The sequence below is a fragment of the Nocardia miyunensis NBRC 108239 genome, assembly GCF_001613065.1.
In the GTDB taxonomy this organism is placed as follows: domain Bacteria; phylum Actinomycetota; class Actinomycetes; order Mycobacteriales; family Mycobacteriaceae; genus Nocardia; species Nocardia miyunensis.
Map to the genome: position 1 here is coordinate 400,177 of NZ_BDBQ01000001.1, position 24,964 is coordinate 425,140.

General features: G+C 65.9%; 22 protein-coding genes and 2 pseudogenes. 12 read left to right on the plus strand and 12 right to left on the minus strand.

Features of this window, described 5'->3' with window-relative positions; all coding sequences use genetic code 11:
* The first annotated feature begins 22 nt into the window (after nt 1-22).
* The 6 genes and pseudogenes from NM2_RS01830 (at nt 23) to NM2_RS01845 (ending at nt 8,543) form a co-directional block, all read left to right on the plus strand.
* The gene (locus NM2_RS01830; protein ID WP_067662883.1) at nt 23-2,164 is read left to right on the plus strand and encodes an acyl-CoA dehydrogenase family protein; all 2,142 of its coding nucleotides are present in this window, start codon (nt 23-25) and stop codon (nt 2,162-2,164) included.
* Between the two features lie 108 nt (nt 2,165-2,272).
* A complete protein-coding gene (locus tag NM2_RS01835) occupies nt 2,273-3,190 on the plus strand; it encodes an acyl-CoA thioesterase (protein WP_084530372.1) in 918 nt (305 codons plus the stop codon).
* 173 nt (nt 3,191-3,363) lie between these two features.
* A pseudogene (locus NM2_RS51275) lies at nt 3,364-4,043 on the plus strand (acyclic terpene utilization AtuA family protein); the annotation flags it as partial.
* A gap of 108 nt (nt 4,044-4,151) precedes the next feature.
* Nucleotides 4,152-4,667, plus strand: a complete 516-nt coding sequence (locus tag NM2_RS53325; protein ID WP_439956826.1) for a hypothetical protein — start codon at nt 4,152-4,154, stop codon at nt 4,665-4,667.
* Nucleotides 4,562-4,885 (plus strand): AtuA-related protein, encoded by a 324-nt coding sequence (locus NM2_RS51285; protein ID WP_245717805.1) that lies wholly within the window; start codon nt 4,562-4,564, stop codon nt 4,883-4,885. Before NM2_RS53325 ends, NM2_RS51285 begins: the two co-directional genes overlap by 106 nt.
* A 373-nt stretch (nt 4,886-5,258) precedes the next feature.
* A complete protein-coding gene (locus NM2_RS01845; RefSeq protein WP_067663297.1) occupies nt 5,259-8,543 on the plus strand; it encodes a protein kinase domain-containing protein in 3,285 nt (1,094 codons plus the stop codon).
* A 219-nt stretch (nt 8,544-8,762) separates the two neighbouring features.
* Here NM2_RS01845 and NM2_RS01855 read toward each other — a convergent pair whose 3' ends face one another.
* Nucleotides 8,763-9,980, minus strand: coding sequence for a cytochrome P450 (locus tag NM2_RS01855; RefSeq protein ID WP_067662889.1), 1,218 nt, complete (start codon nt 9,978-9,980; stop codon nt 8,763-8,765).
* Nucleotides 9,981-10,022: 42 nt separating this feature from the next.
* On the minus strand, nt 10,023-10,214 hold the full coding sequence (locus NM2_RS01860) for a ferredoxin (RefSeq protein ID WP_067662890.1): 192 nt from the start codon (nt 10,212-10,214) through the stop codon (nt 10,023-10,025).
* 178 nt (nt 10,215-10,392) lie between these two features.
* Between NM2_RS01860 and NM2_RS01865 the strand changes: the two genes are divergently transcribed.
* Complete coding sequence (locus NM2_RS01865; RefSeq protein ID WP_051194386.1) at nt 10,393-11,004, plus strand: TetR/AcrR family transcriptional regulator; 612 nt, start codon at nt 10,393-10,395, stop codon at nt 11,002-11,004.
* Between the two features lie 151 nt (nt 11,005-11,155).
* Nucleotides 11,156-11,905: an enoyl-CoA hydratase/isomerase family protein gene (locus tag NM2_RS01870; protein WP_067662893.1), complete on the plus strand. Its 750-nt coding sequence runs from the start codon at nt 11,156-11,158 to the stop codon at nt 11,903-11,905.
* A 27-nt stretch (nt 11,906-11,932) separates the two neighbouring features.
* Here NM2_RS01870 and NM2_RS01875 read toward each other — a convergent pair whose 3' ends face one another.
* Nucleotides 11,933-12,739 carry an enoyl-CoA hydratase gene (locus tag NM2_RS01875; protein ID WP_067662894.1) on the minus strand — a complete coding sequence of 269 codons (807 nt, stop codon included), beginning with the start codon at nt 12,737-12,739 and terminating at the stop codon, nt 11,933-11,935.
* Between the two features lie 88 nt (nt 12,740-12,827).
* Between NM2_RS01875 and NM2_RS01880 the strand changes: the two genes are divergently transcribed.
* From NM2_RS01880 to NM2_RS01890, 4 genes and pseudogenes are all read left to right on the plus strand, one after another.
* The gene (locus NM2_RS01880; protein WP_067663300.1) at nt 12,828-13,646 is read left to right on the plus strand and encodes an enoyl-CoA hydratase/isomerase family protein; all 819 of its coding nucleotides are present in this window, start codon (nt 12,828-12,830) and stop codon (nt 13,644-13,646) included.
* Nucleotides 13,647-13,806: 160 nt separating this feature from the next.
* A pseudogene (locus NM2_RS53330) lies at nt 13,807-13,878 on the plus strand (hypothetical protein); the annotation flags it as partial.
* Nucleotides 13,875-14,420 (plus strand): SDR family NAD(P)-dependent oxidoreductase, encoded by a 546-nt coding sequence (locus tag NM2_RS50830; RefSeq protein ID WP_439956827.1) that lies wholly within the window; start codon nt 13,875-13,877, stop codon nt 14,418-14,420. The pseudogene NM2_RS53330 and the gene NM2_RS50830, both read left to right, overlap by 4 nt.
* Before the next feature lie 319 nt (nt 14,421-14,739).
* Nucleotides 14,740-15,606, plus strand: coding sequence for a DUF2889 domain-containing protein (locus tag NM2_RS01890; protein ID WP_218025825.1), 867 nt, complete (start codon nt 14,740-14,742; stop codon nt 15,604-15,606).
* Nucleotides 15,607-15,613: 7 nt separating this feature from the next.
* Here the strand turns inward: NM2_RS01890 and NM2_RS01895 are convergent, their stop codons facing one another.
* The 9 genes from NM2_RS01895 to NM2_RS01935 form a co-directional block, all read right to left on the minus strand.
* Entirely contained in the window at nt 15,614-16,264 is a 651-nt protein-coding gene (locus tag NM2_RS01895; protein WP_067662896.1) for a TetR/AcrR family transcriptional regulator, read from the minus strand.
* Between the two features lie 198 nt (nt 16,265-16,462).
* Nucleotides 16,463-17,596, minus strand: coding sequence for a CaiB/BaiF CoA transferase family protein (locus tag NM2_RS01900; protein ID WP_084530373.1), 1,134 nt, complete (start codon nt 17,594-17,596; stop codon nt 16,463-16,465).
* A 46-nt stretch (nt 17,597-17,642) separates the two neighbouring features.
* Nucleotides 17,643-18,506, minus strand: a complete 864-nt coding sequence (locus NM2_RS01905; protein ID WP_174575588.1) for a 3-carboxyethylcatechol 2,3-dioxygenase — start codon at nt 18,504-18,506, stop codon at nt 17,643-17,645.
* 38 nt (nt 18,507-18,544) lie between these two features.
* Complete coding sequence (locus NM2_RS01910) at nt 18,545-19,462, minus strand: LLM class F420-dependent oxidoreductase (protein ID WP_067662902.1); 918 nt, start codon at nt 19,460-19,462, stop codon at nt 18,545-18,547.
* An 8-nt stretch (nt 19,463-19,470) separates the two neighbouring features.
* Nucleotides 19,471-20,646 carry an acyl-CoA dehydrogenase family protein gene (locus tag NM2_RS01915; protein ID WP_067662905.1) on the minus strand — a complete coding sequence of 392 codons (1,176 nt, stop codon included), beginning with the start codon at nt 20,644-20,646 and terminating at the stop codon, nt 19,471-19,473.
* Nucleotides 20,647-20,657: 11 nt separating this feature from the next.
* Nucleotides 20,658-21,242, minus strand: a complete 585-nt coding sequence (locus NM2_RS01920) for a flavin reductase family protein (RefSeq protein ID WP_067662908.1) — start codon at nt 21,240-21,242, stop codon at nt 20,658-20,660.
* Nucleotides 21,243-21,256: 14 nt separating this feature from the next.
* Entirely contained in the window at nt 21,257-22,168 is a 912-nt protein-coding gene (locus NM2_RS01925; protein WP_067662911.1) for an alpha/beta fold hydrolase, read from the minus strand.
* A gap of 39 nt (nt 22,169-22,207) precedes the next feature.
* Nucleotides 22,208-23,407, minus strand: coding sequence for a thiolase family protein (locus tag NM2_RS01930; protein ID WP_067662914.1), 1,200 nt, complete (start codon nt 23,405-23,407; stop codon nt 22,208-22,210).
* A gap of 25 nt (nt 23,408-23,432) precedes the next feature.
* The gene (locus NM2_RS01935) at nt 23,433-24,950 is read right to left on the minus strand and encodes an aldehyde dehydrogenase (protein WP_439956822.1); all 1,518 of its coding nucleotides are present in this window, start codon (nt 24,948-24,950) and stop codon (nt 23,433-23,435) included.
* Nucleotides 24,951-24,964 lie beyond the last annotated feature (14 nt).

The following is a 24,964-nucleotide window of genomic DNA, read 5'->3' on the forward strand; positions in this document are numbered from 1 at the left end:
CCGCACCAGCTAGGAGATCTCCATGCCGTTGGCACTGACGGACGACCACCTCGCCATCTCCGAGGCCGTCCGATCCTTCCTCACCGACCAGAAGGCGCACGACCTCGCGCGCCGCTTCCTCGACGATCCGGTAACCGACGCCTCGGCGCTGTGGAAACAGCTCGCTGACCTGGGCTGGCTCGGGCTGCACCTACCGGCCGAATTCGGTGGCGACGACTACGGGCTGCCCGAACTGGCAATCGTCGCAGAGGAACTCGGAGCGGTGGTCGCTCCCGTGCCGTTCATCACGACCGTCGCCGCCTCATCGCTGCTGGCCGCATTCGGTGCCGATGCCGCCAAGCGGGCACTGCTGCCCGGTTTCGTGGACGGCTCACGGATCGCCGGACTCGGCCTGCGCGGTGCGCTCGTCGCCGACGACTCCGGTGTGTTGCGTGGCGATGCCGGTCATATCGTCGGCGCGGGCGCGGCGAACCTGCTGGCGGTGCGGGTCGGAGACGATATCGCACTGGTCCGGTCCGACGCCGACGGCGTGGACTCCCACACCGTGGACGCGCTGGACCCCACGCTGCACATCCGCAACGTGACACTGCGGGAGGTCGTCCCCGAGGCGCTGCTGCCCGGCGCCGCCGGCGCGGCCGCCCGCACCGCCCGGATTCTGGGTGCGGCCGAGGCCGCGGGTGGCGCGCGGGCCACCCTCGAACACGCGCTCGGCTATGCGAAGGTGCGTGAGCAGTTCGGCCGTACCATCGGCTCGTTCCAGGCGATCAAACACCACCTCGCCAATATGCTGGCCGGTTCCGAACTCGCGGTGGCCACCGCATGGGACGCCGCGCGCGCGGGCGTGCACGGCGACCAGGGCACCCTGACCGCGAACGTCGCGGGCGCGATCGCCTACGACGAGTACGTGCGCAATGCGGAGAAGAGCCTGCAGATCCACGGCGGGATCGGCTTCACCTGGGAGCACGACTGCCACCTGTATCTGCGCCGCGCGCAAAGCATTCGAGCACTGTTCGGCACGGTGGATGCCGCCTTGGACGCGGTGTACGCGAGCGCGCTCGCGGGGGTGCGCCGCGAATACGCCGTCGACCTGCCGCCGGAGGCGGAGCAGTTCCGCGCCGAGGCGGCCGCGTTCGTTGCCGAGTTGAGCGCCGCGCCCGAATCCGGCCGCCGCCGGATGCTGGTCGATTCCGGCTATCTGATGCCGCACTGGCGCAAGCCTTTCGGCCGCGACGCCGGTCCGGTCGAACAGCTCGTCATCGACGAAGAGTTCGCGGGCGTGCCATTGCCCAACCTCGGCATCGGCGCCTGGGTCACGCTGACGCTGAGCCAGCACGGCACACCCGAGCAGATCGAGCGGTGGATCCGGGCGAGTCTGCTTGGCGAACTGGTCTGGTGCCAGTTGTTCTCCGAACCCGGTGCGGGGTCGGACGCGGCCGCAGTGAGCACGCGGGGCGTGCGGGTCGAGGGTGGCTGGCGGGTGACCGGGCAGAAGGTGTGGACCTCGAACGCGCAGAACTGCAATCGCGGTCTGGCGACCATCCGGACCGATCGGGACGCGCCGAAGCACAGGGGCATCACCGCGATGGTGATCGATCTGCAGGCACCGGGCGTCGAGGTGCGGCCACTGCGGGAGATCACCGGTGACGCGGTGTTCAACGAGGTGTTCTTCGACGACGTCTTCGTCCCGGACGCCGACGTCGTCGGCGAGGTGAACAACGGCTGGACCGTCGCCCGCGCCACCCTCGGCAACGAACGCGTCTCCATCGGCGGCATGGCACACGGCCGCACCCCCTTCGATCTGATCGATCTGGTCCACGTCGGCGGCGACAACCCTGCCGCGGTACGCGAGGTCGCGGGCCTGCTCGCCACGGAACAGGCACTGCGGGTGCTGAACCTGCGGCATGTCGCGCGGGCCGTCACGGGCGCGGCCCCCGGTCCCGAGGGCAGTGTCACGAAGATGCTCTCGGCCGAGCACCTGCAGCACACGGCCGAGGCCGGTATGCGCCTGGCCGGCGAGGCCGCGGTGACCGGCCAGCTCCCGGAGGTCGGCCGCGACTATCTGTTCGGCCGGGCGCACACCATCGCGGGCGGCACGTCGGAGATCAACCGCAATGTGATCGCCGAGCGGCTGCTCGGGCTGCCGCGCGAGCAGATCGCACGCTGAGCGCGGTTGTCACGAGATCGGCTGTGCCCCGGCATCATTCGATGCCGGGGCCCATATCGCGAATACCACCGGTTCGTCACAAGTATTACCTAGTAATATACTAAAACTATGTCCAGCACTCTCGAGGCCGGCGTGGCCGACCCGCCGCGCGGTCCCCGCCCACCGCTCGGGCGCATCCTCGACCTCGAGCAGGTCGACGCCGACCTCTACCTCGGCCGCTCCTACAACGACGCGGCCCTGCGCATCTACGGCGGCCAGGCCGTCGGCCAGGCGTTGATCGCCGCGGGCCGGACCGTCACCCAGGAACGCCGGGCGCACTCGCTGCACGGCCATTTCATCCACCCCGGCAACCCGCGCGAGCCCGTGCTGTACCACGTCGAAAGAGTCAGAGACGGTGGAAGTTTCACGACCCGCTCGGTTCGGGCGACACAGGGCGGGGTGACCATCTTCCTGCTGACCGCATCCTTCCAGCGGCCCGAGCGAGGGTTCTCCCATCAGGCCCTGGAAACCGCCGCACCCGCACCGGAAGAGCTTCCGGAATTCGACGATTCGGTAGACCCCGTCTATCTGGCCGAAGCCGACTGGCTGCCACACCTGCGCGCGAATATCGCAGTCGACTTCCGATTCCCGGAAGAGTATCCGCGAATTGCCAACGCGCGCGGTGAATCCCGTCCACCACGCCAACGCGCCTGGGTCCGCACCAGCACCCGGCTCGCCAAGGACCACCTGACCCAGGCAGCGGGCTTCGCCTACACCTCGGACCTGTTCCTGCTCTCCTCCGCGCTCCCCCCGCACGCCGTCACCATCGACGAACCCGGTATGCAACTGGCCAGCCTCGATCACTCGGTATGGCTGCACGAGGATTTCCGCGCCGACGAATGGCACCTCTACGAACAAGAAGGCCTGTGGACCGGTGGTGGCCGCGGACTCGCGCGCGGCCACCTCTACAACCGCAACGGCGTCCTGGTGGCCAGCACCATGCAGGAGGGCCTACTGCGACTCGCCACCTCTCGTACCAGGCGTTGACATGACCGATGCGCTGACCGCCCGGCTCACGGCCGCCATCGCCGGCACGCCGGTGTAGCCGACGAGGTGGTGATGTCGCGGACACCCGGTCGTTACCGCACAGTTCTGGTCCCCCGCGGATCGAGCCGACCGGAGTGGCTGCCACGCAATCACGCGAACTGAAAGTCATTGATATGAGCGAAAACTCCGTACGCATCGCGAATTTCTCGGGCTACCTCGGCGACCGCTTCACCGCCCTGAGCGAAGCACTCGCCGGCGATCCGGTCGACGTTTTCGTCGGCGACTATCTGGCCGAGATCACGATGGCCGCCGTCTCCGCCGGCTTCACCTCGGATCCCAAGGCCCTCGGCGGCTTCTTCGCCAAGTACTTCCTCGACAGCTCCGCCCGCATCTGCGCACGATCGCCGGACGCGGAATCAAAGTGGTCGTCAACGCCGGCGCGTTCGATCCGGAGGGGTTGGCCGACGCGGTTCGCGCCGAAATCGACACTGCCGCAGTTTCTCTCGCCGTCGCGCATATCGACGGCGATGATCTGCTCGACCGTCTCGACGAACTTCGCGATGCCGGGCACTCGTTCGGACATCTCGACACCGACGAACCATTCACCGGGGAGGGCGAGAATCCGTTGGCGGCCAATCCGTTGGCGGCCAACGCCTATCTCGGCGGCTGGGGTATCACCGCGGCCCTCGCGGACGGCGCGGATATCGTCATCTGCGGCCGGGTCACCGACGCCTCCTCCCTCGTCCTCGGTCCCGCAGCCTGATGGCACGACTGGACTCCCGACTCGTGGAACGAACTCGCCGGCGCGGTGGTGGCCGGCCATATCATCGAGTGCGGTGCGCAGGCCGTCGGCGGCAATTTCGCGGGCTTCACCGCGCTGCCGCGATTTCTCACTCCAGGTTTCCCGATCGCCATCAACACCTACCTGACCGTCCTGGACATCGACGCCAAATTCGACCTCCTGGTCGCCCAACTCCAGGGCCTGACCGCCGGCACCGAAATCGGCGACCTCGCGGTGTCGCGTCTGGGACAATCCGTCGCCGATCCGCAGGATCAGAACGCCGCGACCGTCTGCGTCCGGATCGCGGCCACTGCGGCCACCCGAGAGCCGCTGTTCCACCTCCAGCGATCCTCCAATGCGCCGGGCCTGAGCAGCGTTCCCGGATACATGGGCGGCGACTCCACCGGGCCGAAACGATCGTCGAATACTGGCCGGGCCTGCTCCCCCAAACTGCGCTGCATCATCGAGTCGTCTTCGGCAACGGCGACCAGCAGAGCATCTTCCCTCCAGCGAAGACCGAGCAGTTCACCGGCCAGCCCGTCCACGAGGAACCCGGTGCCTACGAGCCGGGAGCGACCGAGCGAGTACCGTTGGGGCGCATCGCCTTCGCGCGCAGCGGTGACAAGGGCGGCAATAGCAACGTCGGGATCTGGACCGATAATCCGCAGGCTTGGCCGTGGTTGCGATCATTTCTGAGCACCGAACGCCTCACCGAATTACTGCCCGAGGCCGCCGCCGGGACAGTACTTCGCCACGAATTCCCGCATCTGCGTGCCGTGCATTTCGTACTGCCCGGACTACTGGGCCGCGGCGGCTCGAGCAACCTCCGGCTCGACAGCATCGGAAAGGCGGTCAGCGAATATCTGCGCGCCCGCATCGTCGAGGTCCCCGTCGAACTACTCGACCATCACTGAACCGCCCGACCACGCTGGCTGGATCCCCTGCAGGTGGCCGAATCAGCGCTCGGCCCATTCGAGTGGCAGTGAGGTCAGACCGAGCTGACCTCGGGCCTCGAAGAGTTCGGATTCGGGGCGAGCCGGTATTCGCGCAACCTGCCGAGGCGGATCTGTCGCGCCCGATCGCTGACTCGAACGTGGCGTCCCCGCTGGAAAGAAGCCTCGCCACGGACGGGTTTCCCGTCACGGTCGGTATTGCTAGCTCGGCGCCGAGAACGTGCGGTCCGGCGGAGCGGCTGTTAACCGTCGTCGGCGATACGCTGGGCATTGTCGAAAGGTGAGCGCATGCTGCCTGTGTTCGTGCACATGCTGAGTGGATTACCTGCCGCTGATGGTCGATGATGATCCGCTGCGGACCCGCCGGGACGTGAGTATGCCCGTCGCGGTGGATTTGGGTGCGTCCGGGTTCGAGGATGCCGAAGAGATCGGTCGTGGCGGTTTCGGTGTGGTGTATCGGTGCACGCAGGTGGCCTTGGACCGGACGGTGGCGGTGAAGGTGCTGACCGGGAAGTTGGGCGAGGACGATCAGGCGCGGTTCTTTCGGGAACAACGGGCAATGGGCAGGCTGACCGGGCATCCGAACATCGTGACGGTGTTGCAGGTGGGTGTCACCGCGAGCGGACGTCCCTATCTGGTGATGCCGTATCACCCGTTGGATTCGTTGGACGCGTGGATTCGTCGGCAGGGTGCGATGCCGGCCGAGACCGTGTTGTCGGTCGGGGTGAAGATCGCTGGTGCACTCGAGAGCGCACACCGGCTCGGGATCGTGCATCGGGATGTGAAGCCGGGAAACATTCTGCTCACCGATTACGGCGAGCCGGCGCTGACCGACTTCGGTATCGCGCGCGTCGTCGGCGGATTCGAGACGGCTACGGGCATCCTGACCGCGTCTCCGGCGTTCACCGCCCCGGAAGTGCTCGGTGGCGACGCCCCGACACCGGCCGCGGATGTCTACGGTCTAGGTGCGACCCTGCTCTGCGCACTGACCGGGCGTGCCGCGTTCGAACGCCGCAGCGGTGAGCAGGTGGTGGCTCAGTTTTTGCGGACCACCAGCGAGTCGGTGCCAGATCTGCACGAGGTCGGCATCCCCGATGACTTGTCGGCCGTGGTGGAATCGGCGATGAGCCGGGATCCGCAGAAGCGGCCATCGGCGGTGGAGGTAGGAAAGGCCCTCCGGCAGGTGCAGCGGCACCACGGATACCGGGTTGGCGAGATGGCCGTGCACGGCACGGCCGCCGCGGTCCCCGGGCCGCGAGATCACACGCCGCCGATACGGGATCGCACGCCACCACGGACCGCGGCAGAACGCGGGAGCACCCGTGAGCTGCCGCTGGAGTTGACCAGTTTCGTCGACCGCCGCGCCGAGATGTCGGAGATCAAGAACCTGCTGTCGGTGTCGCGGTTGGTGACGTTGGCCGGGATCGGTGGCGTCGGCAAGACGAGGCTGGCGTTGCGGGCGGCGTCGAATACTCGACGCGATTTCGCCGATGGGGTGTGGGTGATCGAGCTCGCCGACGTGCACGATCCGGCGCTGCTGGTCGATGTCGTGGCGGCCGGTATGGGTCTGAGGGATGATTCGGCCCAGCCGATGCTGGAAGTGTTGCTCGAGTTCCTGCGTTCCCGGGACGTGCTGGTCGTTGTGGACAATGGCGAGCAGGTCGTGGAAGCGTTGGCGAACCTGGTCGAGACATTGTTGTCGGCTAGTCCTGGCCTGCGGATTCTAGCCACCAGCCGCGAGCCGTTGGGCATCGCCGGGGAAGCGGTGCTGCGGGTGTCGCCGCTGACCGTTCCAGACCCCGACGGTGAGCCGACACTGCGGGGACTGCCCAAATACGACGCGGTGACGTTGTTCGCCGATCGCGCCGCGGCGGCTGTGCCAGGTTTCCAGGTCACCGAGAACAACAAGACCGCTGTGGCAGCGATCTGTTCCCGACTGGACGGGTTGCCGCTGGCGATCGAACTTGCCGCGGCTCGGATGCGTACCATGTCGCCCGAACAGATCCTGGCACGGCTGACCGACCGGTACGCGCTGCTCACCCGCGCGAGCCGCACCGCGCCGCAGCGACAACAGACGCTACGGTGGTGTATCGACTGGAGTTACCAGTTGTGCACGCCGGACGAGCAGCGGCTGTGGGCCCGCTTGTCGGTATTCGCCGGCGGCTTCGAACTCGACGCCGCCGAGCAGGTGTGCGGTGCCGACCCGGCCTCGGAGAGCATGCTGGACGCGTTGTCCTCCCTGATAGACAAGTCGATTGTGATCCGCGAGGAACCGGATGACGCCGTGCGTTTCCGGATGCTCGAGACCGTGCGCGCCTACGGGCGGGAACAGTTGCAGGAGACCGGAGAGTTCCAGGATCTGTGTCGTCGGCACCTCGACTGGTACCAGCGGCTGGCGCTGGATGCCGAGGCCGGGTGGATCAGCGACCGCCAGCGCGACTGGCTGGCCCGGCTCGAGCGCGAGCAGCCGAACTTCCGGGAGGCGCTCGAGTTCTCCATGTCCGACGGGAGCGCGGCCTCGGCCGAGGCCGGGCTGCGCATCGCCACCGCGCTGTGGATGCTCTGGAGCTTCCGCGGTCTGTTCGGAGAGGGTCGACGCTGGTTCGATCGTGCCCTCGCGCACCCCACCGCGCGTTCGGTTCCCGACCGTATCCGGGCGCTCTATGCCAACACCATCATGGCGGCAGCGCAGCGGGACTTTCAGTCGGCGGCTGCCTTACTGAAACAAGGGCGCACCCTCGCCGAGCAGGATCGCAGTCCCATGAACGAGGCGCTGCTCGACTACGCCGAGGGCAGCCTGGCGCTGTTTCGAGACGAACCTGCTCGGGCAGTGTCCTTCTTCGAGCGTGCCGTCGAGGTATTCAGCTCGAACAGGCGAGGACACCTGCACATTGCTGCCTTGATGTTGCTCGGTTGGGCACACGCGCTGCAGGGCGATGCACGGCGTGCGCTCGAGTATCACGAGCAAGTACTTTCGATCACCGAAGCGTGCGGCGAATCGCTGTTTCGGTCGAGTGCGCTGTGGGGGCTGGGCATTGCCGTATGGCAGCAAGGCGAGCGGTCCCACGCACAACAGTTGCTGCGGGAATCGTTGCGAGTCAACCAGCGCATGCGCAGCCCGGTCGTCGCGGCGTTGGATCTCGAGGCGCTGGCCTGGACTGTCGCTGATGGCGATGGCGAGCGCGCGGCCGTGCTGATGGGTGCCGCGGAAAGTCTGTTGCGGTCCAGCTCTGGTGTTTCGACTTCCTTCCCGGAGCTATCCCACTTCCGCGACGGATGCGAGCACGCGGTGCGTCGTGCGCTCGGCGACCGACGATTCGATGCGGCGTTCCAGCGCGGCCGGGTCATGGAGATGAACGCAGCAGCGGCCTACGCGCTCGGAGAGCCGCCAACCGCAGGCCCACGCAGTGCAGAATTGACATTGACCAAGCGTGAACTGCAGGTCGCAGACCTTGTTGCCCAAGGACTCACCAACAAGCAGATCGCAGCAAAGTTGGTGATCTCGCAACGCACCGCCGAAGGCCACGTCGAACATATCCTGGTCAAACTCGGCTTCACCTCCCGCGCGCAGATCGCGGTCTGGATCGTGGACCAGGCCAAGCACGATCAGCGAACCTGAAGATCATCGGCCAGAGCATCCACGCCGCGGGTGGTCCGAAGTTGCCGAGACGACTTCTGGGCCGTCGGCGGCGAGAACGACCGTGCCGGAACCAGTTTCGAAGACCGCCATTCAGATGAGGCCCGACCGAATTGGATCCGATCCGATGCCGGTTTCGCATATTCGACCAGCACAGCGACTGTGCGAAATTCCCTGTCGGAGCAGGTGGTCGGAGCGGGCTCACAGCTTCAGTTCGGAACCGACGGGAGAACCGGGCGTAAAGGTGACCTGAAGACCGATGAAGCCGTTCACCACGGCGATCGAAGGATAGGGCTCCGCAGCGGTCACGACATAATCCGGCATCCGGCGCAGCACCTCTTCGAGCACGATCCGGGCTTCCGACCGCGCGAAATGTGATCCGAGGCAACGATGGATCCCCAGGCCGAACGCCTGATGCTTATTCGGGAAGCGATCGAGGATCATCTCGTCGGGATCGTCGAACACCTCGGGATCGAAGTTCGCCGACGACCAGGACACGAACACCCGCTCGCCCGCGTCGATCTTCTCACCGCCGACGGTGCACGACCGGGTCGCCGTACGCCCCAGACCGGCGATCGGCGAGAAGTACCGCAGGAACTCCTCGACCGCCTTCGGGATCGACTCGGGGTCCGTACGCAACAGATCACGCTGTTCCGGATTGCGGTACAGCCATTCCAGCGCGTTACCGATCAAACTTCCGGTCGTGTCGACACCGCCGAAGATCACGAGCGTGATGATCTCGATCAGCCGTTCATCGGACAGCGGTTCGCCGTTGATCCGTGCGTGCACCAGATGAGAGAGCAGGTCGTCGGCGGGCTCCGCACGGCGTTGGGCGATAACCTCGTTGACCTGACCGAGAATCGTCAGGAGATTGGCCAGGGCCGCGTTGTTCTCGTCCGTTCCGGGTGTGGAATGGATGATCGAGTGCGTCACGTCGGAGAACACCCGCCAGCCATCGAGCGGCAGACCGAGCAGAGCCATGGTGAAGATGGCCGGCACCGGCGAGGCGATGTCGAGAATCACGTCACTGCGGCCGGACTCGATAATCGAGTCGATGCAGTAGGTGGTGGCCTCCCGGACGAAGGGCTCCCACTTCCTGGCCTCCGCGGGCGAGAAGTAACCGGTGAGGAGCTTGCGGTACTCGAAGAACTCCGGCGGATCCATTTCGATCGGAACCTGCCGCATCGGACCCACCGGGATGGTGGCCCCGTTGTGGGAGCCATCGGGCAGTTCGTGATACGAGGAGAAGGTCTCGTCATCGCGCACGACCTCCGCGACGTCCGCGTACCGGCTGACAACCCAGTACCCGCCATGCGCATCGGTATGCGCGACCGGGCAGCGCTCGCGTAGGTCGGCGTTGATCCGCCGCCAATCCCTGGCATATTCGGTCGAATGATGATCAAAAGAAACATTGGTCATGGGGAATCTCCACGTGCTGTGATGAGACGACGCCGGAGCGTGTCAGCGGATGATCTCGACGGCTTGCTCCGGGCAACTCGCGGCGGCCGCCACCGCGGCATCGGCGTGCTCGTCCGGCACGAACTCGTTCGCGGCGATCGCGTATCCGCGTTCGTCCAGATCGAACAGATCGGGCGCCGTGGCGGCGCACAATGCGTGCCCATGACAGCGCTGGGGATCGACGTCGACCCGCACAGTTCCTCCTTCGCGGATGATCCACGCTACTGGCGCAGTGTGATCAGGGTAATACCGACAATTATCGTCCGCAATAGATTCTCCAAACTAACTAGGTAAACCATCGGATCAGGAGCAGGAGGTGGTATCGGTGGCGAAGACGTCACGGCCGAGGGCCGGTCGGCCCAGGGATCCCGACATGGAGGAACGAGTGGTTGCCGCAGCGTTGCAGGAATACGGCCGTACCGGATGGAGCGGTTTCACGATGGACGCGGTTGCACGCCGCGCCGGCGTCGGCAAGTCCACCCTGTATCTACGCTGGCAATCGAAGGAAGCGCTGATCCGCTACGCAATCGAGCAACATTCCAAACCGCTCACCTTCACCGACAACGGTTCGCTGCGCAAGGACGCCACGGCGCTGGCCGCCGGCCTGATGCGCTACTTCCTGTCCCCCGCGGGATGGGCGTCGCTCCGCATCACGATGGACGAAGCCGCGGAACCCACCGGTCTCGACAACGTGCACGCGTACCTCGTGACGATGCACCGCGATGCCGCGACCGCTCTGTTCCAGCGCGCGATCGAGCGCGGCGAACTCGCTCCGGACGCACCGATCCGGACCATCACCGAGGCGCTCTACGGCACCGTGCTGATGCACATCCTCGCACTCACCGCGGCCGAACGCGCCACTGCGGCCGAGCATATCGAGGACAACGTGGCCCCGATAGTCGAGCTGCTGCTCACGACGATCACCGCCACCACACCCGACACCACCCGAGCCCAAGCCAGACGAGCAATATTCGGCAAACTCTAGGCACGGCTGCGAGCTGCAGAGCGACGACGTGCGCGACGGTCGACCGGACCCCGAACGGGTAACCACCCACCACTGCCTACAACTTGGTAATCTAAGTTATCTATGTGTGGTGGATACAACCACGGGCACTCACGCGGTACGAGGAGAATGAATGAGCGTCACGATCGACCTATCCGAGCATGCTGCCATCGTCACCCTGCGTTGGCCCGAGCGTCGAAACGCCCTGGGACCACAGGAAGCCGACGAAGTCGCGGACGCCATCGACACCGCGGCCGGCAGCGGCGCCGCCGCGCTGGTGCTGACCGGAGAACAGGCATTCTGCGCCGGGGGTGATCTGCCCTCGATCCTGTCGGCGATCGACGGCGCTACCCCCGCGGACGTGGAAAGCATTGTGTACGAGCACTTTCAGAAGCTCGCCCGGGCCTTGCGCGGATGCCGCATTCCCACGGTCGCCGCGGTGAACGGCGCCGCGATCGGTCTCGGACTCGACCTCGCCCTGTGGTGCGATCGGCGATTCGTGGCCCGGTCGGCGCGGCTGGGCCAGGGCTGGGCACGGATGGGGCTGATTCCAGGAACAGGCGGTGCCGCACTGCTCGAGCGGCTGGCACCCGGTCTGCTCTGGAAATTGCTGGGTACCGACGGAGAACTCACCGTCGAAGAAGCCGCCACACACGGCATCGCGGAGGTCGTCGAGGATCCCGTCGGCACGGCGATCGAGTTCGCGACGGCGCTCTCGCGCGCGGGAACAGCGGCCCTGGCCGGGTACGTCCAGCTCGCCCGAACCGGACTGCCGGACGAGGCGTATCTCCGCGATTGTGCACGGCTGCAGTCCCACCGGCTCACCTCGGCCGACTTCGCCCGTCGAGTAGAGCGCTCCGGACTGAGCGCCAAGAAGGCCTGACCGACGCACACGTCCGGGGCGGAACCCTCACCCGCGCGGCGTGCCCCGGTTCTGCGCGCGGCCCCGGTCGATGACCGCGGCGCGGCGATCGGCGACCCTGGACGGATCGAACTCCGTCATCCAAGCTCGCGATGTCGCGTCCTCGACGGTCAGGGCGGGATCGACGAGATGCTCCTCGGCGCGCTGGTACGACTCGAGCAGGGTCCGGACGCCGGCCTGATCGTTGCCCACCACCGAGACCGCCACCTCCATCGCGGTCGGCAGCAACTGGTCGTGCGAGACCACCTCGGTCACCAAGCCCGCGCGCAGCGCGGTCGTGGCATCGACGAAGTCTCCCGACAGGCTCATCCGGCGGGCGAAGCCACGCCCCACCGCAGCGGGCAGCCGGGCGGTGAGGCCCCACCCGGGCAGCACCCCGACCCTGGCATGGGTGTCGGCGAATCGAGCACGCTCGGAGGCGATGAGAAAGTCGCAGGCGAGGGCCAGTTCCAGGCCCCCGGTGACAGCCGCACCGTTGACCGCGCCGATGATCGGCTTCGACAGCGGACGCCACGGATGTCCCACCGGGACCTCCGCATCGGCGATCCGCGCGGCGTTGTCGCCGGTCGCGCCGAGTTCGCGTAAGTCCAACCCCGCACAGAACGCCGGATCCGTACCGGTCAAGATGATCACATCCACCCGATCGTCGCTGTCCGCGGCGGCCAGTTCACGTCGCAACGCCTCGATCAGACTGCTGGTCAACGCATTTCGCGCGGCCGGGCGATGCAGGGTGAGAATGCGGACCCCACCGCGCTGTTCGGTGAGCAGGATCGGCTCCGCTGTCGCTTCGGTCATGTGCACTCCTCGGTGAGTTCCAGCCGGGTGGACACGAATCAGCCTACCTACAACCTGTTAATCTAGGTTAGATATGTATGGTGTGCGCATGCCCACATCTCCCGAACCGCTGATCGAGGTCGAACAGCCGAGAGACGGCGTCACCGTCCTGCGGCTCAATCGACCCGCCCGACTGAACGCCATGACGGTCGAACTGGTGGACGCGCTGCACAGCGAACTCGATCGACTCGCCGCCGACAACCGGTGCCGCGTGGTCGTGCTGACCGGCGCCGGTCGCGGTTTCTGCGCGGGCCTGGACCTCGGCGGATTCGGTGAGGTTCCCGGTTCGGAGGAACTGGGCCCGGTCCAATCCTCGATGATGGTGCAGACCCGGATCGCCACACTGGTGCAGAAGATCCGGCGGCTACCCCAGGTGTTCGTGGCGGCGGTCAACGGCGCGGCGGCGGGCGGCGGGCTCGCTCTGGTGAGCGCCTGCGACATCCGAATCGCCTCCGACAGTGCGGAATTCGCGGTCTCATTCATCCGCGTTGGCTTCTCCGGTTGCGATATCGGCACCTCGTGGATGCTGCCGCGGCTGGTGGGAGCGGGCCGGGCTCACGAGCTCATGCTCACCGGACGCCGTTTCGATGCGCAGGAGGCGTTGCGCATCGGTCTGCTCGCCGATGTCGTTCCGGGTGAACAACTACTCGAACGAACCGACGCCGCGATCGACGCACTACTCGCCGCGCCGCCGATGTCGCTGGCCTTGACAAAGCGCGGCATGTGGCTCGCGCTGGAGATGCCGTCACTGGACACCGCGATCGAGATGGAGAACCGGCAGCAGGTGCTCACCACCGCGACCACAGACCAGCCCGAGGCGATGGCAGCGTTCATCGAACGCCGCACCCCCATCTACGAAAACCGTTGAGCGCCATGACAAACGAGAATCCCGTTGCGGTCGTGTCCGGCGCGGGCCGCGGCATCGGTCGCGCGATCGCCGTGCGTCTTGCCACCGACGGCTTCGACATCGCCGGCACTGGAACCGCGACGAGGCGGCGGCCGAAACAACGACGAAACTGATACAGCAACTGGGTCAACAGGGTCGCATGTACCGGGTGGATGCCGCCGACCAGGCCGCGACGGCCGCTTTCGTCGAATCCGTGACAGCAGACTTCGGCCGGGCCGATGCCCTGGTGCACAATGCGGGCATCGCCAGCGGGGCCGTTTCGTCGCCGATACCGATCCGGCCGAAGTCGTGCGCGTGCTGTCGGTGCACGCACTCGGCGCCTTCTATCTGTGCGCGGGCCTGACGCCGTTGCTGCGAACGAGCGGACGGGGCGCGGTCGTACTGATATCCAGTGTCGCCACAACCAATCCGAAGGAGGGCGGCGCGCCGTACATGATGGGCAAGACCGCGCTCGAGGCGCTCGGCCGGACCTTGGAACTCGAAGAACGAACACACGGCATTCGGGTCAACATCGTGGCCCCCGGATTGGTCACCACCCAGATGGGCGACCGTCTCGCGCATGCCGTGACCGGAGCCGAGAATGCCGCGAGCCTCGATGCCGGAATGCCGTTCGGCCGGGTCACCCGACCGGACGATGTTGCGGATCTGGTGTCGTTCCTGGTCTCCGAGCGGGCCGCCCAGATCACCGGCCAGCGTATCGAAATCCACGGCGGCAGAGCACAAGTCGCCCCTTGAGTCATGCCCGAGCGAATCACCGACCACAACGGTGACATCCATCCCCGGGCCTGCCTTCGGGCCAGAAGTGATATATTACTAGGTGCACCTCGTGCTGGCGTATCGGCCCGGCCACGCCGTGCACGAACTGCGGTGTGAACGACTCGAAGGAGGCATCGACTTGACGGTCGAGATACCGGTTGGCCTCGTTGCCAGAGGACCGGCCGAGCCCACTCCCCCGCGTCGACCTGGATCCGTTCGGCGCACCTCGACCATCGATATGCGATGGCCCGCGGGACCGGGAACCCAACTCCGGCTCGTCGGGCGCGCACGAGATCTGTTGACACCCGACAACGGTGGCGATCCGGTGGTGCTGCGCGAAGACACCATGCGTGCGGGCATCAACTCCGCCACCCGCACGATCGAAGAAATCGAGGCGCACCCCACCCGCCCGAACGTGACGAAACTGATCGGTTCGCGAGGCGGCGGCAACTCACGTGCGACACTGGCCGAGGCGATGGCCGACGAGGCCGCCGCGGGAACCCCGCTGTACCTTCTGCTCGACGACATCGCCGGCGCCTCCCTCATCGCCGGATTCGCCTACTCCCGCTGGATCGACCGCGACCTGCTCATGCAGGAGATCAGCGCCCGGCCAGTCCGCGACATGACCGGCATCTGCACGGGATTCCAGCCCGGCTCCGGCGCCCTGATGCCCGACGGCTCCTCCAAGTGGACCCATCAGGTACAGCCCGTGCAGCCACTCCCCCTCGGCGGCGATCCACTGAGTTGGCATGCGCTGGAAGAGATCACGGATATGGCCATGCGCCGAGCCCGCCGTATCGACGTGCACGTGGGCGACGTGATCACCATCGACTCGATGTTCCAGGACAGCTCGACGGTGCCCACCGGGGGACGCGTGGCGGTGCACGAGTACCGGCTCACGGCGACCGCGGATCCGGACACCGGGGAGCTGCTCACCATCGACGCCGATCCCCGGGTACTACCCTACGATGAGTGCCCCCTGGCCTCCCGCAACGTCGGAAAGGCGCTCGGCACACCACTTTCCGAGCTCCGAACCGTCGTGCTGGACAAGTTCTCCGGAACCGAGGGCTGCACCCACCTCAACGACGCGATGCGAGCGCTCGCGGAGGTTCCCGTCCTGGTCCGCGCACTACGCGAAGACGAACACCGCCGAGCCAGGCCGTAGGTCGGGCTCACGCAATTCCGATGCCGCCCAGGCAGAACCGCAGCAGATGCGCACGATCGGTCGCCGTCGGCACCGTACCCGACTCGTGATAGCGGGCGGTCATCCCGAGCACCAACGTCTGCACGAACAGCGCGTGGCGGTCGTGATCGGCGACTCCGGCCTCGGACAGGATTCCGGCGAGCAGGTCGAGAATCCGCGCATAACCGACAGGTTCGATCTCACTCTTGTCCCGGGCGATCTGGCCGACATTCCACAGGATCACCGCACTGAGTTCCGATAGTCGCGGATCCTCGATCTGCGCGAGCACCCCGTCGATCCAGGCCCGAATCCGATCGCGCACGCCGGAGCACTTCGATACACGATGCCGCAGATAACTGTGCAGCGTCAGCAGCCCCTGCTCGTAAGTTGCCACGATCAGGTCGTCGCGACTGCGAAAATGCCGATAGAACGCCTGATTCGTCATCCCGGCCGCGCCGACGATCTCGGCAACCGTGGGCATCTCCGTACGCCCCTTGCGGACCATGACCTCTTCGGCGGTCCGGATCAATTTCTCCACTTCACCGTCGTAGAGCGCCTGTCGGGCCGGATTCGCAGCCCGGCGTAGATGACGCCCGCCGGAAAGCACCGATTCAGCGCCCTCCCCGCAGCCTCCGGTCACGCCAGCCACCCCCGATGTCAGAACCACAATTTCGAAATGATGTTCTCACTTTAACATCGGCAACACAACCGGCTCATCGTGAGCCTGCCCCGCCTGCTGACGAACGGAGGCATGAGACGCCTTGTCGTTCAGCACGATTACCCGACCGGGCCGGGATGTCAGCGAGTTCTGCGACACGAGGTCCCGCAGCGCAAGCGGTTACCTCGAGTGCTGGATCGGAGTTAGGGCCGACGACGTAGACGCCTCTTTTGAGACCGCGATGCCCCATTCCGACATCAGCTCACCGATACCACCCTCGGGGCGCGCAGCGACAGCACCGGGAGTGCGAGACAACCTCGGTGCCACCCCGGGCACGAGACCGTCCCCGAACTCCCGAATAAGCCCGCGCCGCCGGTTGTGAGCATGGGTGGATACCTCGTCCAAGGCCAGAACCGGGGTTACGCAGGCATCGACGCCATCGAACACCTCGCACCACTCGTCGCGTGACCGCGTGCGGAACAGCGCGGCCAGCTCCTCCTTCCGCTCCGGCCACGACGCGACATCCGTCTGCGCGGAATCCCATTTCGGATCCACCAGTCCGAGCACGGTACGGAACTCCTCGTAGAACTTGGGCTCGATGCACCCGACCGCCATGTAGCCACCGTCGGATGTCTCGTACACGTCGTAGAAGAACGCACCGGAGTCCAGCCGATTGGTGCCGCGCTGATCCGACCACCGGCCGACAGAGCGATCCCAGTGGAATGTCGTCATCAGGCTCGCCGCGCCATCGACCATGGCAGCATCGACAACCTGCCCCTTGCCCGAACGCGTGCGTTCGAAGAGCGAGCACATGATCCCGTAGACCAGATAGAGGGCACCGCCGCCGTAGTCACCCACCAGGTTCAGCGGCACCGACGGCGGCGCGTCACGCCGGCCGATCGAACCGAGCGCCCCCGCGATCGCGACATAGTTGATATCGTGGCCGACGGCGCGGGCCAGCGGCCCGGTCTGCCCCCACCCGGTCATGCGCGCATAAACCAATCGTTCATTGCGGCACAGACATTCGTCCGGGCCCAGGCCCAACCGCTCCATCGTGCCCGGGCGGAATCCCTCGATCAGAACGTCCGCACCGGAGAGCAATCGAAGGACGAATTCAACGCCTTCGTGCTGCTTCAGGTCGACCTCGACATGACGCCGGCCACGGCCGGTAGGCCCTGAACCGACGGTGGTATGACCTGCCCGGTCGATACGGACAACGTCGGCACCCATGTCCGCCAGAAGCATCGCCGCGAAGGGACCCGGGCCCTTGCCCGCCATTTCGACAACGCGCACACCTGCGAGCGGTCCACTCACTACTTCCTCATTCCGATCGTGAGAGGGTTCGCGAACCCGGCGGCATTCATCGCCGGGAGATCGCGAGCCCCATACCGGTGATCCATTTCTGCACCGGTTCGTAGGCAATGCGTTCGAACGGCTCGCCACCACCGGCCGCACCGGCGGCCAGCCACGTCCGGACTTCGTTGGCCCCGACACCGGCCTGCTCGTGCGCAACCGTGGCCAACTCCGCCAGCCGGGAGGTGTCCCACGAGGTCAGAGCGTCGAGAAATGCCTGATCCCAGACCGGCTTGATCTTCTTCTCTGCCGCCGCGTAGCCGGCGGCGATGATCCGTGCTCGCTCCTCGTCGCTCATATCGTGAGTGTCGACCTCCAGGCTCGGCGGAGAGTGCGACAAGCCACCTGTGCCGATCACGAGTACACGCTGATCGATACCGTCCAGAAACTCTGCGACAGCGGCGCCGAATTCGAGTACGCGCTCCGGAGTCGGCAGCGGCGCGGTGGCGCAATTGATCGGCACCGGGATGACCGGATAGGCGTCCAGGCTCGCCGACAGATCGCGCAGGGGTTGCGCGAAGGCGTGATCCAGCTCGATCTCCCGGCAAACGCTGATATCGAATCCGACCTCGAGCAAATGGTCCGCAAGCCCTCGCGCCACATCGGCCGGTACCCGCAGCTCGCCGCCCGGCTGACCGGCCTCGGCCATGATGCCGGCGCTCAGCGCCACCGCGAACGCCGGCACGACCTTGCGGAAGGCCCGGCGATGGTCACCACCGAAGAGCACCACGATATCGGGCGCGAATTCACCGACCAGGGCGCGAACCTCGGCCAATCCGGCACGAAATTCGAGGCCGAAGGCGTGTTCCACATCGCGCATCATCCCCGGACTGTGGCTGGCACACACGACCAGCCGATCTGCCACGGCCATTTTACCCTCCTCTATAGCTGCGAAACCATCAGCGGCTCTTACCGATTCGGCTCGAGCAGCCGGTCGGCGATCATCGAGACGTCGACCCGGAAATCGTCGATACTGCGGCTGGCCGGCTCGATGGTGATCCAGGTGACCCCGGCATCGGCGTACTCCGGCAGCAGCGGCTGCACCGCATCGCAGAACGCGGCGGTGTCGCCGCTACGCAGCAGACTCGCCTCGAACGGCACGAAAGAAACGTCCAGCGCGGACTTACCGAGCTCCGCGCGCCGGGCGTTCTGCTCGCCGATCATCGTGCGCAACGTACCGATATCTTCCAGCGGCAGCGATCGGGTGATCGCGGCCATCTCCGCGGACTGCCCCATCGGCAGCCAGCCGTCACCGAGTTCGACCGCGCGGCGGCGCGCCGCGGCGCTGTTACCGCCGATCCAGATTGGGGGCCCGCCCGGCTGATCCGGCGCGGGCAGCGAAATATGGTCCGCCACACCGAATTCCGGGCCATCGTGGTCGACCCCGGCCCAACTCGCCCGCATCGCCGCGATCGCCTCGTCCAGCAGCGCCCCGCGACGCGCGAAATCGGCCCCGAGAGCCTCGAATTCGGACTTCAGATACCCCGCGGCCAGGCCCAGCGTCAGCCGCCCGCCGGACATCAGATCCAGCGACGCCGCCGATTTCGCACCCAGATACGGACTGCGATATCCCGCGACCATCACATAGGTGATCAGCCGCAGCCGGCTGGTGGCCTGGGCGGCGACGCTGAGCGCGACGAACGGATCGAAGGCATGATGGCCGCCGTTGGCCAGCCACTTCTTGTCCGGATACGGATGCTCACTGACCGAGAGGCCATCGAATCCGGCATCCTCCACGAACTTCGCCACGGCGCCGAAGTCGGACTCGCCGATCCACCGCGGATAGTGCTTGACCGCCCGCATCGGGAAAATCAGATTGAACTTCATACGTTCTCTCACTTCAACAGCTCTCGGGCGATAATGACGCGCTGCACCTCGGTGGCCCCCTCACCCAGACGCTTCACCCTGAGGTCGCGGAACCATCGCTCCAACGGAAGCTCGTCGGCCAAACCGAGCGCTCCGTGAATCTGGATGCAACGGTCGATCACGTCATAGGCCTTCTCGGTGCCGTACATCTTCGCGATCGATGCGTCGACCTTGACGTCCTTGCCCAGATCGGCGTTCCAGGCCGCCTGGTACACGAGCAGGCGTGCGGCACGCAATTCCACCTCCGACTCGACCAGCATCCACTGAATTCCCTGCTTGTCGGCCAGCTTTCCGCCGAACACGTCGCGATCCCTGGCCCATCGGCACGCCATGTCCAGGGCCGACTGGGCGATTCCGATCGGCCCGGCCGGGTAGATGATTCGACTGTGCACGAGAAAGTCGCTGGCCAGCGAGAATCCGCCGCCTTCTTCGCCGACGAGGTTGCTCACCGGAATGCGGACATCGTCGAAGTGCAGTTCGTACGGCGAGAACGAGGCGACCACGCCGATGCGGCTGAACGTCAGTCCGGGAGTACCGTTCTCGACGATGAAGCACGAGATGCCGCCGCGGCCTTCACCGGTACGCGCGTAGACGACGCCCCAGTCCGCGTTCTCCGCATGCGAAGTCCACATCTTGCTGCCGTTGAGCACGTAGTGATCACCGTCGCGAACCGCTCTGAGCTTGATGGCGCGAGCCGGGTCGGAGCCACCGGACGCCTCGCTGATCGCGGTGTACGCCTTGGTCATCGTGCCATCGATGATCGGCCGCGCGAATTTCTCGAACTGCGCTCGGCTCGCCTTGAACATGATGTTCGGAGGGTTCCCGCCGAAAGCACCGAGAGCTGGGAAGAAGGCTCCCATACGGCATTTCGCCGCTTCTTCCGCAACGACCGCCTGACCCAGCACACTGAGTCCGGCGCCGCCGAACTCCTCGGGAGTCTGCAACGCCCACAGCCCGAGAGCACGCGCCTTGGCCTGCAACGGAAGAAGCTGTGCGCGCGGCAGACCGGCGACATCGTGCGCGAGGGAGTCCTCGAGCGGACGTACCTCGGCCTCCATGAATCGGCGCACCGTCTCGCGGAGCAGTCGAAACTCCTCCGGAAGCTCCCAGGCACCGGTGACGGACTTCTGTTCGATGGTCGTCATCGACGCCGTACCTAGGCTTTCGCGCCGAACCGGCGGGCGCGAGCGTTGGCGAGCTGTGGTTCATGGTTCGCGTCGTACTGGGCGATCCAGTCGGCAGGCAGTTTGCTCCACGCATCACCTATCCGCAGACGCTGGCCCTCGTTGAGGATCTCCGTCGCGACGACGTCACCGACGAAGATCGAACTCTCCTCGACATCGAGCGTGCCCATCACGCGAGCCTCGACGTAGCTGTGCGCGTCGAGCAGGATCGGCGCGCCGGTCACGCCGGTCTTGGTACGAAGTTTGCCGATCTTGTCGCCGTCACGGCCCGAGCTACCGCCGAGCGTCATCAGAATCTCGAGTGACTTGTGCACCTGCTCGTCTTCGGCACTGAGCATGTGCATGACGAAAATGCCCGAGTTCGAGACCATGTCGTGGGTCTTGTTGTACTTGGTCAGGCTGATCGTTGCACGAGGCGCCTCGGGAATGATGCTCGCCGAGCCCGCCGACAACGACATCAGGCCGTTGGCGAATCCGCCGTCGACGGTGGTGATGGCAACGGGAAACGGGCGCAGGCCGGCGAGGACACGGTTGGCGACTGCGGGATCGTAGGACATGGAAATTCTCTTTTCTACAAGTACGATTCGGAGGGTTCGAGGGCGGAATCGAGATAGTCGAGCAGGTTCGCCGTGAAGATGTCGTTGTCGTCTCCGGCAACCATGTGGCCCGCGTCTCGGACGTCCACAACCTGTGCGTGCGGGATCAATTCGCGCATCTCGACGACTCCGTCGTCGGAAACGACATCCGACTCCTTACCCCGTACCAGCAGGACGGGACCGGAAATCTGTCGAGCAGCACGCTTCGAGCGTTCATAGATGACGGCGCTCACCGGGGTGTCGGCATGGTTCTCGGCGTCTGCGGGAAACATCACGCGTGGGTCCCAGTGCCAGTGCCAACGCCCATCGCGCAGACGCAGGTTCTTCTTCAGTCCCTCCAGATTCTTCGGTCGTGGTCGGCGCGGGTTGTAGGCCGAGATAACCTCGGACGCCTCCTCGAGGGAGGAGAATCCGTCGGGTGCACTGCGCATGAAGTCGCGCACCCTCTTCCCGCCGGCCTGTTCCACCCGCACCGCGATGTCGACCAGCACCAGAGCCTGGGCCAGATTCGGGTCCTCCCCCATCGCGATGAGCGCCACTTTGCCACCGAGCGATGCGCCGACCAGTGCGATTCCGAGGCCCGGATTACGTTGCCGCACATGGGAAACCATGAGCCGAACATCCTCGATCATTACCGGCATTCCGTAGTCGCCGGCAGCGTCCCACTCACTGTCGCCATGTCCGCGCAGGTCCACCGCATACGCGATCCAGCCTCGACGCCCGAGTCGTTCACCTGTCGTGCGCCATGAATGGCGGGTCTGCCCGCCCCCGTGCAGCAGCAGCACGATGCCACGGGGCGCCGCGTCACCCGGCGCCGGTTCCCACCGATCCGCGCACAGGCGAACACCTGCTCCCAATATGTCGACAGTGTCCGGTTCAACGTTCATCGAGTCGCCCTTCGCGCCGGAGCCTTGCGGCCGAGATGGTCACTTCGTTACCGCGGGAACCTTCAGTACGACGGCACCGGCCTGGCCACCGCCCGCGCACATCGCAGCGACGGCGTATCCGCCACCGCGGCGTCCCAATTCGTGCATCAGGCTGATGACCATTCGAGTGCCCGACGCGGCCACCGGATGTCCGAGGCTGCAACCGCTGCCGCTCACGTTGACGAGCGATTCATCGATGCCGAGCTTCTTGCACGCTGCCACCGGCACGGAGGCGAACGCCTCGTTGATCTCCCACAGAGCTACGTCGGCGACGCCTATACCCGCGCGATCGAGAACCTTGGGAATGACATCCAGGACAGCCAGTCCCGTCAGCGCGGGGTCGATCGCCGTCGCGGCCCATGCCTCGACCGTCGCCAGCACCGGTAGTCCCCGTTCGGCGGCAAGGTCACTGCCGACCACCATGACAGCGGCGGCCGCGTCGTTCACGCCGCTGGCATTGCCGGCGGTGATCGAGAAGCCCTCGATCTCGGGGTGCAGCACCTTCAAGCTCGCAAGCTTCGCCAGGCTGGAGTCGCGTCGAGGATGCTCGTCGACACTGAACTCCGTGTGGGTGCCGTCGGCCTGGCGTACCCGCACGGGCACGATCTCGTCGACGAAGGTGCCCGCATCGATGGCGGCGACCGCACGCTGATGTGACCGGAATGCCCAGGCGTCCAACTCTTCCCGCGTGAGGCCGACTTCCTTGGCAGTGTTCCAGCCGACCGTGATGGACATGTCCATGTTCGGCGCTTCGACCGTATCGGGGTGCGTCGGCGGCATCCACTTCTCGGTGAACTCGTCGACTCGCCCCGGCGTACGCCACGTCTGGATCGGGCTCGTCGATGTCGATTGCGTACCTCCGGCGATGATCACCCGCTCGGCACCGGAAACGATCTGGCCGGCGGCGTTACCGATCGCGGTCAGGCCACCGGCGCAGTGCCGATTGACGGCTTGGCCGGGCACCTGCGGCATGCCGAGGACCACGGCCGCGTGCCGGGCCATGTCGCCGCCGCCGTAGTTGGACTCGGCGAGAATGATGTCGTCGACCTGGGAGACATCGAGACCGGAGCGCTTACGCACCTCTCCGATCACTACTTCGGCGAGTTCCATCGCGCTGGTATCGCGCAGCGCGCCTTTGAACGCCGTGCCGATCGCGGTGCGCGCACCGGCCACGATGACCGCATTGATCTTGTCCGCCATAGTTGTACCCTTCGCAGTGGTGATGTCAGCCGAGCGTGAACGGATCGCGCGTAGCGCCGGTCAGTTCCACCCAGATGGCTTTGGTTTCGGTGAAGTCCTGGACTGCGCCGATGCCGTTCTCGCGGCCGATACCGCTGGATCCGACGCCGCCGAACGGCACACTGGGCGAGACCGCGCGATACGCGTTGACCCAGACGGTTCCCGCGCGCAGCCGACCGGCGATCCGGTGCGCACGATGGACGTCCTTGGTCCAGACCGCCCCTGCCAGGCCGAATTCCGTTCCGTTCGCAGCGGCGACGGCCTCGTCCTCGTCGGTGAACGTCGAGACCACGAGCACGGGACCGAAGATCTCCTCGACGACCGCGCGCATGTCCGAGGTGACGTTCGTCAGCACCGTGGGCTCGACGAAGTATCCGCCGAGTTCACTCGATGCCTCACCGCCGTAGGCGATCGTGGCGCCCTGCTCCCTGGCGGATTCGAAGTGCGAGAGCACCTTTCGATATTGTGGCTCGTTCGATACCGGGCCCATTTCTGTCTTCGGATCCTTCGGGTCGCCGAGAACGATCGTCGAGGCCCGGTCGACGATCTTGGCGACCAGTTCCTCGGCAACGCTTTCGTGCACCAGCAAGCGACTACCGGCGAGGCAGGTTTGGCCGGTAGCCGCGAAGATTCCGGAGATCACTCCATTGGCGGCCGCGTCGAGGTCTGCGTCGGGAAAGACCACTTGAGCCGATTTTCCGCCGAGCTCGAGGGTGAACCGGGTCATGTTGCCCAGAGCGGCTCGCCCCACCTTGATTCCGGTTTCGGTCGATCCGGTGAACGCTATCTTGTCGACGCCGGGGTGCGCGGCCAGTGCGGCTCCGGTCTCGGGCCCCCAGCCGGTGACGACGTTGATCACGCCCGGCGGGAAACCGGCCTCCTCGAACAGTTTCGCGAATGCAACCGTCGAGGCCGGTGTGTAGTCGCTCGGTTTGACCACGAAAGTGCACCCGGCGGCGAGGCCCGCGGCCAATTTCCAGCTCAGCAACAGCAGTGGCGAGTTCCACGGCGTAATCGCGCCGACGACCCCCACCGGTTCATGCTTGGTGTAGACAAGGTAGTTCGGCTTGTCGGTCGGAACAACCGCGCCCTCGAGCTTGTCGGCCATGCCGGCGTAGTAGTAATAGTAATCCGGCAGGCTCTTCATCTGACCGGACATCTCGCGCAACAGTTTTCCGCCGTCGCGGACCTCGAGCTCGGCCAAGTTCTCGGCTTCGCGAGCGATGATGTCGCCGAGTTTCCACAGCAGTTTTCCGCGGGCTGTTGCGGTCAATCGACCCCACGGCCCGTCCAGCGCGGCACGGGCGGCCTCGACCGCACGGTCGATGTCCGCGGCCGAACCGTCGGACACTCTGGCCCACGGCGACGCCGTATACGGGTCGGTGCTGTCGTAGGTGCGCCCGGATTCCGACTCGACGTCCACTCCACCGATCAGCAACGAGAATCGAGCGAGCTCGGTCTCGGTCGAGATTGCTGCGGGGGATCCACTTCTACTGCTGCTCACTTCGAATCTCCTTG

Bases quoted from the DNA above. Each gene is read 5' to 3' on its own strand.
- NM2_RS01835 (WP_084530372.1), top strand. From the start codon at position 2,273: ATGTCCAGCACTCTCGAGGCCGGCGTGGCCGACCCGCCGCGCGGTCCC.
- NM2_RS01855 (WP_067662889.1), bottom strand. From the start codon at position 9,980: ATGACCAATGTTTCTTTTGATCATCATTCGACCGAATATGCCAGGGAT.
- NM2_RS01845 (WP_067663297.1), top strand. From the start codon at position 5,259: ATGGTCGATGATGATCCGCTGCGGACCCGCCGGGACGTGAGTATGCCC.
- NM2_RS01865 (WP_051194386.1), top strand. From the start codon at position 10,393: ATGGAGGAACGAGTGGTTGCCGCAGCGTTGCAGGAATACGGCCGTACC.
- NM2_RS01925 (WP_067662911.1), bottom strand. From the start codon at position 22,168: ATGAACGTTGAACCGGACACTGTCGACATATTGGGAGCAGGTGTTCGC.
- NM2_RS01870 (WP_067662893.1), top strand. From the start codon at position 11,156: ATGAGCGTCACGATCGACCTATCCGAGCATGCTGCCATCGTCACCCTG.
- NM2_RS01905 (WP_174575588.1), bottom strand. From the start codon at position 18,506: ATGGCCGTGGCAGATCGGCTGGTCGTGTGTGCCAGCCACAGTCCGGGG.
- NM2_RS01875 (WP_067662894.1), bottom strand. From the start codon at position 12,739: ATGACCGAAGCGACAGCGGAGCCGATCCTGCTCACCGAACAGCGCGGT.
- NM2_RS01830 (WP_067662883.1), top strand. From the start codon at position 23: ATGCCGTTGGCACTGACGGACGACCACCTCGCCATCTCCGAGGCCGTC.
- NM2_RS01910 (WP_067662902.1), bottom strand. From the start codon at position 19,462: ATGAAGTTCAATCTGATTTTCCCGATGCGGGCGGTCAAGCACTATCCG.
- NM2_RS01930 (WP_067662914.1), bottom strand. From the start codon at position 23,407: ATGGCGGACAAGATCAATGCGGTCATCGTGGCCGGTGCGCGCACCGCG.
- NM2_RS01880 (WP_067663300.1), top strand. From the start codon at position 12,828: ATGCCCACATCTCCCGAACCGCTGATCGAGGTCGAACAGCCGAGAGAC.
- NM2_RS01920 (WP_067662908.1), bottom strand. From the start codon at position 21,242: ATGTCCTACGATCCCGCAGTCGCCAACCGTGTCCTCGCCGGCCTGCGC.
- NM2_RS01915 (WP_067662905.1), bottom strand. From the start codon at position 20,646: ATGACGACCATCGAACAGAAGTCCGTCACCGGTGCCTGGGAGCTTCCG.